Origin of the sequence: Lysinibacillus sp. JK80 (assembly GCF_027557635.1) — a bacterium.
GTDB classification, from domain to species: domain Bacteria; phylum Bacillota; class Bacilli; order Bacillales_A; family Planococcaceae; genus Lysinibacillus; species Lysinibacillus capsici.
This window is the reverse complement of record NZ_CP058997.1, coordinates 2,802,256-2,816,392: the sequence shown is the minus strand read 5'-3', so window position 1 is coordinate 2,816,392 and position 14,137 is coordinate 2,802,256. Positions and strand designations below refer to the sequence as shown.

The 14,137-nt window shown below is 36.5% G+C and carries 8 protein-coding genes and 1 riboswitch; all 8 genes read left to right on the top strand.

All coding sequences use genetic code 11. The features are described 5' to 3' along the window. Positions 1-20: 20 nt before the first annotated feature. Positions 21-2,528 carry a winged helix-turn-helix domain-containing protein gene (locus HXV90_RS14140; protein WP_269897466.1) on the top strand — a complete coding sequence of 836 codons (2,508 nt, stop codon included), beginning with the start codon at positions 21-23 and terminating at the stop codon, positions 2,526-2,528. 188 nt (positions 2,529-2,716) lie between these two features. Then, complete coding sequence (locus HXV90_RS14135) at positions 2,717-6,829, top strand: InlB B-repeat-containing protein (protein ID WP_269897465.1); 4,113 nt, start codon at positions 2,717-2,719, stop codon at positions 6,827-6,829. A 150-nt stretch (positions 6,830-6,979) separates the two neighbouring features. Beyond that, complete coding sequence (locus HXV90_RS14130; protein WP_269897464.1) at positions 6,980-10,000, top strand: leucine-rich repeat protein; 3,021 nt, start codon at positions 6,980-6,982, stop codon at positions 9,998-10,000. Between the two features lie 98 nt (positions 10,001-10,098). Beyond that, positions 10,099-10,383 carry a hypothetical protein gene (locus HXV90_RS14125; protein WP_269897463.1) on the top strand — a complete coding sequence of 95 codons (285 nt, stop codon included), beginning with the start codon at positions 10,099-10,101 and terminating at the stop codon, positions 10,381-10,383. Between the two features lie 118 nt (positions 10,384-10,501). Continuing rightward, positions 10,502-11,197, top strand: coding sequence for a response regulator transcription factor (locus tag HXV90_RS14120; protein ID WP_048391922.1), 696 nt, complete (start codon positions 10,502-10,504; stop codon positions 11,195-11,197). Continuing rightward, positions 11,187-12,482, top strand: a complete 1,296-nt coding sequence (locus tag HXV90_RS14115) for a HAMP domain-containing sensor histidine kinase (RefSeq protein WP_103117317.1) — start codon at positions 11,187-11,189, stop codon at positions 12,480-12,482. The genes HXV90_RS14120 and HXV90_RS14115 overlap by 11 nt, the downstream gene beginning before the upstream one ends. After that, a complete protein-coding gene (locus HXV90_RS14110) occupies positions 12,479-13,150 on the top strand; it encodes a PepSY domain-containing protein (RefSeq protein WP_066038373.1) in 672 nt (223 codons plus the stop codon). The genes HXV90_RS14115 and HXV90_RS14110 overlap by 4 nt, the downstream gene beginning before the upstream one ends. 90 nt (positions 13,151-13,240) lie before the next feature. Next, the gene (locus HXV90_RS14105; RefSeq protein ID WP_259951195.1) at positions 13,241-13,765 is read left to right on the top strand and encodes a PepSY domain-containing protein; all 525 of its coding nucleotides are present in this window, start codon (positions 13,241-13,243) and stop codon (positions 13,763-13,765) included. A gap of 213 nt (positions 13,766-13,978) precedes the next feature. Continuing rightward, a riboswitch (cyclic di-AMP (ydaO/yuaA leader) is annotated at positions 13,979-14,128 on the top strand. The last annotated feature ends 9 nt before the right edge of the window (positions 14,129-14,137 follow it).

Genomic DNA, 14,137 nt, shown 5'->3' with positions numbered 1-14,137 from the left:
AAGAGAAAGGAGGTCTGCATGTGCCAAATATTTTATTAGCCTCAAAAACAACAGTCCCTCAAACGGGCAAGCAAATTATTGAGCGAGAACGATTAAATGCCATTCTACTCCAGTCAACAGCAAAACTTATAGTAGTACAAGCACCAGCAGGGTATGGTAAAACCACTTTTCTAAGTTGTTGGTTTCAGCAACTTGAGACGGCAGTTGCATGGTATACGGTGGACCAAACAGACAATGATCTAAATCGCTATTGGAAGTATTTAATTCATGCTATTGGTCACTCATTACAGCCAGAAGCTGCCTCTCGGATTAATTCTATACTCCATGCACAACCACAGTTACCATTAGAGTTTTTAGTGGACTCTCTCTTATATGAATTATCGCTATCTACTAAAAAGATTCATATTATGATTGATGATTATCATCATATTCATAATATTGCTATCCATCAAGCGATGACTCGACTAATTGATTTCTTACCTGAAAATTGCTTTATTTATTTGACTAGTAGATCAACTATTTCATTACCTATTGCAAAGTGGAGATTAAACCATTGCTTGCTTGAAATTGGTTTAGAGCAACTTCTTTTTACGTATGAAGAGACAAAAGAATTTTATAAAAATTTAAATAAAAAGCTGGATGTAAAGGTATTTCAAAAGGTTTTTGAGATAACAGAGGGCTGGCCAACAGGGTTGCAATTAACTAATTTAGCGGATTTTCATAATGTAGAAAAAGAGTTAAAAGAAAGTAATTTATATGTGTTCCAATATTTAATGAGTGAGGTTTTTTCCAAACTAGCACCATCCCTCCAAATTTTTCTTCTTTATACTTCACTTTTGGAACAATTAACCGCTGATACATGTAATGTCCTAACAAACCGTACTGATGCTCAACTAGTCTTATTAGAGCTTGATCAACAAGGATTATTTATTAGTAGAGTAGAAGCAAAAGAGCAGGTTTTTCGATATCACAATTTATTTAGAGAAGCATTGCGCCAAGAATTGAGCAATCGTTTTACTCAGCAGGATATTTTGTATTTATATGAAAAGGCAGCTGTAGCTTTATATAATAATGGAAATTTTTTATCTGCTATAGAGCTTGCTTTAAGCGGCAACGTATTTATGTATGCTGAACAATGGATTCAGGAGCATCTTGTAACATTTCTTTCCTGTGGACATTCAACATCTTATGTAAAATGGATTGATACATTTTTGTCTAATGGCTATGAGGTACACCCAGAGTTGATGGTAATGTATGCATATACACTCGCAGCATTACACAATTTAGAAGATGCTTATCGGACGATCCTAGACCTAGAACAAAAGCATAGGTCTAATCACTGGATGAATAAAAGTGAGTATGCATCTGCTGTCGATGATTTTCTAGGTGTGAAAGCCTATGTCTTTGTCATGAAAAACGGAGATCTTTCTCAAGCTGGAGAATATATTCGACAAAGACTGGAGAGAAATCCAGTTGATTCCAAATGGGACGCAATATTTATACAATATAATCAAACAGAGCCTATGTTGTTTAGAACAAATATCGGATCTCGAGGAAAGTTACTTTCAGATGAACAGGCTATGTCTTATTTTGCTAAGTTTAGAACAGGGAAATTTAAAAACTTAAGTATGACGGGCTATAGCTATGGCGTGCGTGCAGAAAAATTATATGAGTGGAACCAATTTGCTGAGCTATCAATAGAATTAGAGGAAGCTATACGTTCTGGACATCAATTTCAAGATGCAGGATTGTTAGTACCGATGTATATTCTTAAAAGTAAAATAGCCGTGTTAGAAGAGCAATATATAGTTGCTCAAGGCGTTTTAGATCATGCAATTGAAGCTGTCAATGAACGCCATTGGATTGATAGTATAAGAGTAATGAAGGCACTTTTATTTTTACGTGAAGATAATGTTGTCCAAGCAGAACAGGAGTTAGCTAAGGTCAAAGTAGATAAGGATTTTACATTTTATTTGCTAGTAAAAGCACGTTATTTACTCATGAAAGGACATCCACTAGCAGCACAGCAATTGATTAGACAGGTACAATCGCAGGCACAACAACAAGAACAGCTATCCACTCGTATAGAAGCCACAATATTATTAGCCATATGTTTGGTTGAGCAAGGACAAGCAGATGAGGCGTTAGAAACGTTACACCAAGCATTGAAATTAGCTGAACCTTATAACTATATAAGAACTTTTTTAGATGAGAATAAAATTATTCCCCTTATGAGGGACTATATTGATGTTTGCCAGAAGCATGCTAAAGAAGACTGGGATGAAGTAATCATTAGCTATGTCTATCGATTACTGAATTATGTTCAAGAACTAATACCTGTATTAGAAGTTCTTTCTACTCGTGAACAAGAAATATTTTCACTACTTTCAGAAGGTGCTTCAAATAAGGAAATAGCAGAGCAACTATTTTTATCTGAAGGGACCATACGCGTGTATCTTTCAGGAATTTACAATAAGCTAGGAGTAAAAAATAGAGCCCAAGCATTGTTATTAAAACAATCCAAATAAAACAAACCGCTATCAATTTATTGATAGCGGTTTATTTTTAGTTAGTGAAAAATTAACATTCCTCAATAGTAGAAGTAAATTGATTTTTTTAAGATAAAGAAGAGTGTTTTTCTTTATAAGGATAAATGTATGGAAACAAAGGAAAGGGGCTATTTGAAGCTGAAAATTTACAGAAGGAGAGAGGATGAATGAAGAAAAACATTACCATTATGCTTATTGTATTACTGCTCTTTTTCCAATGGGGACAATCCCTGACCTATGCGAATGAACAAAATGACATAGAAGAAAAAGCTAAAGAAGCAGGGGGAAATGAAGTAGATAATAAGAGTGAGGTTGATGTTCATGAGCAAATAGATAACGATCGTGATTTAACCAATTTCAATACAAGCGAATTTGAGATACAACCAAATAGCGCAGGTGTAACGATTGTAAAATATTTAGGTGCGGGGGGATCAGTGGTTGTTCCTGAAACCATTGAAGGGAAACCCGTAACAATAATAGGAAATCTCGCGTTTTATGAATCTAACCTAACAGAAATAGTGATTCCTGAAAGTGTAATAACGATAGGCGATTGGGCTTTTGCCAACACTCAACTAAGCACGATTGTGATTCCCGATAGTGTGGAGGATATAGGACGTTGGACATTCCAAAATAGTAAATTAACAAGCGTAACCATTTCAAAAAACCTCACCACCATAGGAGCTCAAGCATTTTATGGTAATCAGTTAGTACATGTGGACATCCCTGATGGTGTTACGGCTATAGATTATCAGGCTTTCTTTGGAAATCGATTAACAACTGTAAATATTCCTGATAGTGTAACAATAATAGGAGCCCAAGCTTTTACAAACAATCGGATAACAAATATAAAGATTCCAAATAGTGTAACAAGCATAGGAGATGAGGCTTTTGGCTATAATCAGTTAATTAATGTCGAACTTCCAAACAGTATAACAAGTATAGGAAATTATGTATTTGATAGTAATAGGTTAACAACTGTAAATATTCCCAATAGTGTTACTAGTATAGGGATAGGAGCATTCCAAGCTAATTACTTAACGAATGTAGAACTTTCAACTAGTCTTCTTAGTATAGGGAATCTCGCGTTTTTTGGTAATAAGTTAAAAACTATAGTCGTTCCTAATAATGTTATAAGTATAGGTGATTGGGGATTTGGTCAAAATCAACTAACATCTATACAACTTCCTAATAGTCTTCTTAGTATAGGAAATCTGGCATTTTATGATAATCAATTTTCGACTGTATCGTTCCCAAACAGTTTAACGAGCATTGGGGATAGGGCATTTGAATATAATCGGTTACAATGGGTTCAATTTAATAGCCCATTAATGTTGGGAGTAAATGCATTTAACAGCCAAGGTAGTACTTTTGACGGTTGGTACCAAGATTTATCATGGGTAACAAAATGGGATGTAAATGTAACACAACCCTTGAGAATTTATGCCAAGGGGAATGTCCAACAGTACACAGTTACATTTGAAACAAATAGTGATAGTACTACCATAGAAGAACAGAAAGTATTGTCTGGGGAAAAGGTGGTAGAACCCGATGTTCCAGTGAAAGCAGGTTTTACATTTGATGGTTGGTATAAGGATGAAGAATTGAATAAACCCTGGAATTTTAATACAGATGTGATAACAGAAAATAAAATCTTGTATGCAAAATGGTTAAAGAATTCGCATACTGTCACATTTCACTCTGATACAGACATTACAACTGTCGAAGTACCAGAAGGAGCGCTACTCAGCAAACCGAGTATTCCAATAAAAGAAGGACATAAATTTATTGGCTGGTTTAATGAAGAACGTACTACAGAATGGAACTTCGACACATTTAGGGTAACGTTTGATATAGATTTATATGCTGTGTGGTTGAAAAATGTATATGGTGTCAGATTTGAAGCAGGAAATAGTACTACCCCTATAATAATTGTCGCAGAATATGGAGATAAGTTGGAAGAGCCAGAACCGCCAATCTTAGCAGGACAAATATTTGCGGGCTGGTATAAAAACCCTGCTTTAACTAAACTATGGGACTTCGCAACAGATGTGGTCACAGAGCACACAACTTTATATGCAAAATGGGATATAGTGCAACAACAGTATGTGGTTCAATTTGAGTCAAATGGTGGAAGTCCGTTACCTAGCCAAACTATAAATTCTTATATGACGGCTACTAAACCAGAAAATCCCGTAAAAGTTGGATATACATTTGCAGGCTGGTATAAGGATAAAAAATTCACAACCCTATGGGAATTTGAAATAGATAAAGTGACAGAAAATATAACCTTATATGCGAAATGGGATTTAGTACAGCAATATGAGCTTAAATTTGAGTCAAATGGTGGAAGTTCAGTTCCAAGTCAAACTTTTACTTCTCCTATGAAGGCTACTAAACCAATTAATCCAACAAAAACGGGGCATCTATTTGTAGATTGGTATAAAGACGCAGAACTCCATAGTCTATGGAATTTTGAGATAGATAGGGTGACGGAGGATACAACTTTATATGCAAAATGGGAAAAGGTCATCCCACAATATACGGTGGATTTCGAAACAAATGGAGGTAGCACAGTAGTATCACAGAAGGTAACTGAAGACACCTTAGCAATAAAGCCAGCAGACCCAACAAAAGCTGGATATGAGTTTGCAGGTTGGTATACAGATGCTGTATTCAGTACACCATGGAATTTTACAACGGATAAGGTAACCGAAAATACAATTTTATATGCAAAATGGGAAAAGGTCATCCCACAATATACGGTGGATTTCGAAACAAATGGAGGTAGCACAGTAGTATCACAGAAGGTAACTGAAGACACCTTAGCAATAAAGCCAGCAGACCCAACAAAAGCTGGATATGAGTTTGCAGGTTGGTATACAGATGCTGTATTCAGTACACCATGGAATTTTACAACGGATAAGGTAACCGAAAATACAACTTTATATGCTAAATGGAAAAAGGTAGTCGTACAGTATACGGTGAATTTTGAAACGAACGGCGGAAGTGCGATTCCGTCTCAAAAAGTTACTGACAAAGCTAAAGTGACTAAGCCAGCAGATACTACAAAGGCAGGTCATATATTGATAGGGTGGTATAAAGATAAAACGTTGAGTATCCCATGGGAATTTGATATAGACGTGGTAACCGAAAATACAACTTTATATGCAAAATGGGAAAAGGTCATCCCACAATATACGGTGGTTTTCGAAACAAATGGAGGTAGCACAGTAGTATCACAGAAGGTAACTGAAGACACCTTAGCAATAAAGCCAGCAGACCCAACAAAAGCTGGATATGAGTTTGCAGGTTGGTATACAGATGCTGTATTCAGTACACCATGGAATTTTACAACGGATAAGGTAACCGAAAATACAACTTTATATGCAAAATGGGAAAAGGTCATCACACAATATACGGTGGTTTTCGAAACAAATGGAGGAAGTGCAGTAACATCACAGAAGGTGATTAAAGATACCTTAGCAACAAAGCCAGTAGATCCAACAAAGGCAGGTTATTTATTTACAGGCTGGTATAAGGATATTGAACTGACGATACCATGGAATTTTTCTAAAGATGTAGTGAAGTCCAATATCACATTATATGCTCATTGGGTAACAGACGGTTCATCGGGTGGTGGAGGAAGTATATCTCCGAATCCAACCCCGATACCAGAGCCAGCCATACCTGAAAAACAAGAACCTAGACCTGAAGAACCAATTGATCCACAACCAACAGAGACAACACCCCAACCAGAGCCAGATATCATCTTCTCAGATATTTCTAAAGGACATTGGGGCTGGACAATGATTCAGGAGATGGCAAGGCAGGGCATTATTACAGGCTATCAAGACGGCACCTTCAAGCCAAATGCACCAATTCAGCGCCAGCATGTTGCCCTGATGTTAACCAGAGCATTAGAGCTAGAACCGAAAAAAGAGGCGTTTATATTTGAGGATATTCCTGAAAGTCATCTCTATTTTGAGGAAATTAAGCAAGTGCAACAAGCAGGACTGTTTGATGGCATAGATGGAAATTTCCAACCAAAATCTAATATGACACGTTCACAAATGGCAAAAGTATTGGTAGAGGCTTTAAACTTAACTGCCCATAAGAAAGAAACATTTAATGATGTATCTGCAGCTCATTGGGCATACAATTATATTGCTATTCTTGCGTCAAACGGTATCACAATAGGTGATCAAGGTAATTTTAGACCTAATGATGCTGTTACAAGGGCAGAATTCGCAATCTTTTTATATAGAGCCCTCTCTCAATAAGAATAAATCCCATCACTGGTGTGATAAGACTACCAATGATGGGATTTTTGTATTTACCTAAAAATAATTAACATTCCTCAATAGTGGGAGTAAATAATTACCTTTAAGATGAAGAAGAATTATTTCATTTTTAAAGAAAGGAGAGACTATATGAAAGCAAAAAGTGTTAGATATGGAATATGGTTTACACTATTTATCTTCATGATTTTATTGAAAATCCCTTATACTTTTGCTAATGAAGCTGATTATGATGTGGAAGATAGCCCTGATGGATCGATAACTATAAAGACATACACAGGTATTGGCGGAGACATGGTAATTCCTCATCAAATACAAGGGAAAATCGTAACAGGGATAGACGCTTGGGTGTTTACTAATAAAAATCTGACAAGCCTCACGATACCAGAAACAATAACAACAATTGGTGCTTATGCTTTTTATCAAAATCAGTTAACAAGTGTGACACTGCCAAGTAATCTAACGAACATTAGTGATGGTGTATTTTCCTTAAACCAACTAACAAATGTGATACTTCCAAATAATCTAAGTAGTATCGGAAATTATGCATTTTCCGGAAATTTGCTAGAAAGCGTAGATATACCTAAAAGTGTTATTAGTATAGGAGATCATGCATTTTCAACGAATGATATTGTCAATGTGAAAATCCCAGAGGGTGTAAAAATAATAGGGTCAAATGCATTTGCAAGGAATGATATTGAAAGTTTAGAGATACCAGAAAGTGTGAAAAGCATTGGAGATGAAGCCTTTTCAAATAATTACCTAAAGGAAATCATTATATATTCTAAAGATGTAGAAATAGGTGATGATGCTTTTATAGGGCATAGTCCTAACCTTGTTATTTATGCTCCAGAGAATTCTTCTGCAAAAGAGTATGCAGATAGGTTGAATATAAACTTTCAAGGTATAAATTCTCCAGATCCTGTCAATGAAGCGGATTATGAGTGGACAAAAAATAGGGATGGGTCAGTAACGATTAGAGATTACATAGGTACTGATATGGCAATAACCATTCCAAGTCAGCTAGATGGCAGGGTAGTAACAGCAATAGGTAGTGGAGCATTTGGTGAAAAAGGTCTTACGCAGGTAATTATACCAGACAGTGTAACAAGCATTGGAGATGTGGCATTTGCAGAAAATCAATTAACGTATGTGAAACTACCAAATAACCTTAAAAAGATAGGTGAAGGTGTATTCTTTACAAATAAACTTACTGCTATAGAAATACCAGATCAAGTTACTCAAATTGGCTCATATGCATTTTTAGATAATGCACTTGCTACAGTTAAGCTGCCAAATCAACTTAAGACAATTGGGGATTTCGCATTTATGGAGAACCAATTAACAAACATTGAGTTACCAGCAACTTTGGAGACTATAGGAGAATGGGCGTTTTCAGATAATCACATAACCTCTTTAGTAATACCTACTAGTGTCGTAAGTATAGGAGCGTATGCATTTGCTACCAATGAACTTTCAAATGTAACGATTCCCTCAAGTATAACAAGTATAGCGGAAAGTGTATTTCTCGATAATCAGCTTACAAGTATAGAGATTCCTAGTAGTGTAACGAATATTGGTAGATGGGCCTTTGGGAAGAATAGACTTAGTAGCATTGAAATTCCTAAAAATGTAATGACTGTAGAGGATAATGCCTTTAATGACAATAATCTTAAACAAGTGAAAATATTATCGGATGCAACGATTCTTTTAGAAGATATTTTTAATGCAAATCCAAGTAATTTAATTATTTATGGTCATGATGCATCGACTGCTCAAGCCTATGCCAATCAAAATAATCACCAGTTCGAGTTACTTACTTATCGAATTATCTATCATGGAAATGGCTCTGAACAAGGAAATCCACCAGTAGATATGAATATGTATCCAAGAAATACTCCAGCAACGATCTTAGATAATATAGGATCTTTAGAAAAAACTGGCTATACATTTGATGGTTGGAACAGCACTAACGTGGGAGATGGTATAGATTATACAGTCAATAGCATTGTTGATATTGAAGAATCAGATCTTGCCTTGTATGCGAAATGGAAAGCAAATTCATATGTTGTCACATTTAATACAAATGGGGGGACAGCAATCAATCCTATTACAGTAATTTATGAGGCACTAGTAAGTAAACCAGTAATCCCTATAAAACCAGGGTATACATTTTTAGGCTGGTATAAGGATGCTCAATTCACCACACCATGGAATTTTACAACGGATATAATAACCCAAAATACGACCTTGTATGCAAAATGGGAAAACGTCGTCGCACAGTATACGGTGGATTTCGAAACAAATGGAGGAAGTGCAGTAGCATCACAGAAGGTAACTAAAGATACCTTAGCAACAAATCCAGTAAATCCAACAAAGGCAGGCTATACATTTACAGGCTGGTATAAGGATATTGAACTGACGATACCTTGGAATTTTTCTAAAGATTTAGTGAAGTCCAATATCACCTTATATGCCCATTGGGTAAAAGACGGTTCATCGGGTGGTGGAGGAAGTATATCTCCGAATCCATCCCCAAAACCAGGGCCAAACATACCTGAAAAACAAGAACAAAAACCTGAAGAACAAAAACCTAAACCTGAAGAACCAATTGATCCACAACCAACAGAGCCAGATATCATCTTCTCAGATATTTCTCAAGGACATTGGGCCTGGGCGATGATTCAGGAGATGGCAAAGCAGGGCATTATTACAGGCTATCAAGATGGCACCTTCAAACCAAATGCACCAATTCAGCGCCAGCATGCTGCCCTGATATTAACAAGAGCATTAGCGCTAGAACCGAAAAAAGATGCGCGAGAATTTAACGATATACCTAAAGACCATCTCTATTTTGGGGTAATCGATCAGGTGCAACAAGCAGGTCTGTTTGAAGGCATAGATGGGAACTTCCAGCCAACTACGAATTTGACACGCGCTCAAATGGCAAAAGTATTAGTTCTTGCCTTTAATTTAACTTCATCGAATAAAGATACTTTCGAGGATGTGCCAAAAACACACTGGGCACATAACTTTATCGCTATACTTGCAGGAAATGGGATCACAATTGGAGATAATGGCAACTTTAGACCAAATGATCCTGTAACACGTGCGGAGTTTGTAACATTTTTGTCTAGAGCTTTGCATCAATAATTAAAAACCTCACCAATGGCTATCCATAAAGCTTTTGGTGAGATTTTTTTGTTCAAATTATTAACATTACTCAATAGTGCGTAAGGATGTAAATTATTATGCTAATAGAAAAGGAAGTGTTTCTATTGAAAATCGTTCGTCTTACCTTCTTCATATTATTCTTAAGTTTAGCTTTTGTATCGATTAAACTTTCAATTAAAACGGATGAAAGGAATTATGATTGGCGTAATAACTCTGATGGTACAGTGACAATTATTCATTATAATGGTCCACATATTGAGTTTCCCTTTCCAAGCCGTTTAAATGGCAAAAAAGTTGCTAAAGTAAGCTCAGGAATTTTTGAGAAAAGGGATATTTACAGCTTTTTACCGAAAGTTTATTAGTTAAAGACGTACCCTGTGTCAAAAAAAGAAATGTATTGTCTTTCTCATCATTTTCTAATTAGACTTTCACCACTTGTATCGTATACGATGAAAAGAAAAGGCGAAGGACGGATTCGACATGACACATCGAATTTTAATTATAGAAGATGAAGAGAATATTGCGAGAGTGCTACAACTGGAGCTTCAATTTGAAGGATATGAGGCAGCAATGGCTCATACAGGAGCAGAGGGCTTACTACAATACCGTGAGCAGCAATGGGATTTAATTTTACTTGATATCATGCTACCTGAGATGAGCGGTATTGATGTGCTAAAGCGTATTCGTGCAACAGAATCCCAAACACCTGTTATCATGCTAACTGCTAAAAGTGAAGTAGAGGATAAGGTAAAGGGCTTGGATTTAGGAGCCAATGATTACGTGACAAAGCCTTTTGAAATTGAGGAGCTACTGGCACGAATTCGCAATGCACTACGGTTTTCGCAGAAGGTAAATCCAAAGCAAGTTGCACTTACATTTGGCCATTTATCGATAAACGAGCAAACAAGGGAAGTTGTGTATTTTGATAAGGAAATTCAGCTGACACCTCGTGAGTATGATTTGTTGTTCTATTTACTAAAGCATCCTAAACAAGTACTGACAAGGGAGCAAATATTAGAGGCTGTGTGGGGCTATGATTATTATGGGGATACAAATGTTGTGGATGTTTATATACGTTATGTACGGCAAAAGCTTGAGGCTGCTAATCCAGCACCTCTTATCCAAACAATTCGAGGTGTTGGATATGTGCTAAAGGAACATAGTTATGAGACTTAAAACAAAAATTCATCTACTAACAACATTGCTTATGCTAGTTATTATAGTGGCAACAAATAGTGGAATTTATTTGTTGTATGAGAAATTTGCCTATGATACGGAATATAATCAGCTCCAGTCACGAGCAAATGATTTAAGCTCTACACTGAGTCAGTTAAATGCACAAACCAACCTACAGCAAGTATTAAGAGCTTATATGCCAACGGATGGTGCTGTTTATATTTATGATGGTGAACGCTTGAAAACAAAGGTTCAAGCTACCCTTGAAATGCAAGAAGTCCCTGCCATTACCTACACTATGCCTGCTATTTGGATCGACGGAACGGTAGTGGACATAACATTACAGCAATCTATGGAAGAAGTAGAACGGACATTAGATTTGTTAAAGGTCATCTTAGTTGTTGTATCTGTTGTTGCAACGATTCCAATTTTCCTAGCGAGCTTGGTACTTGGGCGACTTATTTTATTACCGCTAGAACGTTTAAATGAGACCATGCGCAAAAGTGCATCTACTGGGAAATATGAAAAAATAGATACTACAGAAAAAGGAGGGGACGAGTTAATAAACATTAACCGCACTTTTAATATAATGATGGAGAAGCTTGAACAACATTATCAAAAGCAACAAGAATTTGTATCAAATGCCTCTCATGAGTTAAAAACTCCTATAACTGTCATTGAAAGTTATGCAAAACTACTTCTAAGAAGGGGTTTTGATAATCGTGAGGTTGCTCAGGAATCCTTACAGGCCATTGCCAATGAATCATCTCGTATGCATGAAATGGTGTTGCAATTGCTAGAGCTAGCTAAAAACAAAGAGCAATTGGACGTTCATTTCGAACAACTAGAGCTTGCCCCTTTCTTAAATAAAGTAGCTTCACAAATGGAACAGGCTTATCATCGAACATTTAGAATTGATGCGCAGATACCAAAATTTATTTATAGTGATGAAAAAATATTGAAGCAACTACTTTTTATTTTGCTGGATAATGCTAGGAAATATAGTGAGGATGAAGTACGTATTCAAGCCACTGAAACAACCAACCATGTACGTATTACCATCCAAGATTTTGGTATTGGTATTCCAGTCGAGCATATTCCTCATTTGTTTGAGCGTTTCTATCGTGTAACAGAGGATCGTAATCGTAAAACAGGTGGTTCAGGGCTAGGGCTAGCAATAGCACACGAACTGGCACAACAATTAGGTATAACGATAGATGTGAAAAGTAAGCTAGGGGAAGGCTCAAGCTTTACTTTATGTATACCAAAGGAGGGACAGCAATGAAAAAGTGGATGTTAGTAATTGTTGTTATTATCCTTCTTTGTAGTGGAGTAATTTGGTTTGTTCAACATCGTTATTTTTACGTTCAACCTCTTAGTGAAGCGCAGGCTATTCGGCATATTGAGACTATCTACAATGGTCATGTTACACAGGTTGAAAAACAAGGAAATAACTTTGAAATGCTTTTTACGCGTGACGATGTCAAGTATGCAGCTATACTCGATGTTACGACACAACAGGTGACTGATCTAATCCTGAAAGAAGGACATAGTAAATTACTTTTAACAGAAAAGCAGATCAGACAAATGGTTAAAAAGGAATATGGAGATATAGAAAGCGTTATGCTTACAGACTCCATTTACACTGTACGTGTTGAAAATGAGGAAATTCAAAAGGATTTAACGTTTGATGGTTATACTGGCGAACTACTGGCTGAGAAAAAGGTTGAGCCACAAGAACAACCTATCGAAGAGCCTATTATTACTGAGCAACAGGCCATTCAAATAGCTCTTAAGCAATTAAAGGGTGAAGTGGATTCAGTTGATTTTGAAGAAACCCCAGAGGGTGGTTACTATTTAGTTGAGATTGAAACGCAGGAGGACGAAGCTACATTTCAAATTCATGCTGTTTCAGGAAAAGTACTGTCTGTAACATGGGATGACGATCATTAAATCATTCTCATGAAATTCTAATGTTTCTCTTATAGTTCTATCATCTTCAATTGGTAAGCTAAGTTTAGATAAACCAAAGGAGAGATGAACATGAAAAAAATGATCATGATTCCAGCACTAGTAATTACACTGGGAGTGGGTGCAGCGATTGGCTCGACGACTTTATTATCAGGAAATGCCCAAGAAAAAAAGGTCTTATCCATGCAGGAAATTGAGAAGAAGGCTCTAGCGGTAGTGGATGGTACAGTTGCCAATATCGAATTTGACCAAAATCAGTTTAGCTCTAATTATGAAGTAGAGGTGTATACAGATACAGAAGAATATGATTTAAAATTTGATGCTTATAGTGGAAAATTGCTCAAGCAGAAAAAGGAACGTCTAGATGACGATGATTGGGATGATCATATTCCTGCTACGACTGCTACAACAAAAATAATTACAAAAGAGCAGGCTATCAAGACAGCCCAAACAAAAGCAAAGGGTAAAGTGACAAAAATTAAGCTTGATGATGGTGTATATGAAATTGAACTGAAAGACGGTCAATATGAATACGAAGTAGATGTGGATGCAGTCTCTGGGAACATTATCGACTTTGAACAAGGCTTTGATGACTAATATAATAAGCTGTCTTGAAGGTAGAATATACCTTTAAGGCAGTTTTTATTGTTTATATTGTGGGTATTGACTAGGTATTCAGGAAATTTTCTTTAAGAAGCGGTTATTTATATGTTCAAAAAAAGCCTATGCTTTTACTCAAAAAAGAGAAAAATTTTCTTCTTTACTTTTTCAATTAGCAGGCGTAATATGACATCATTATAAAAGTTTCAAATTTCTAAATCGCTGAAGCAACTAAACGCGGGGGAACCAATTTTGATGGATGGCATAGCCATTCTTGGGGTGAATCTCTTCCTTGTGGAGGAGTAGGGCTACTCAGGCCCGAATCCGACAGCTAACCTCGTAAGCGTTAAGAGCAGAAAAGTGGAGCTT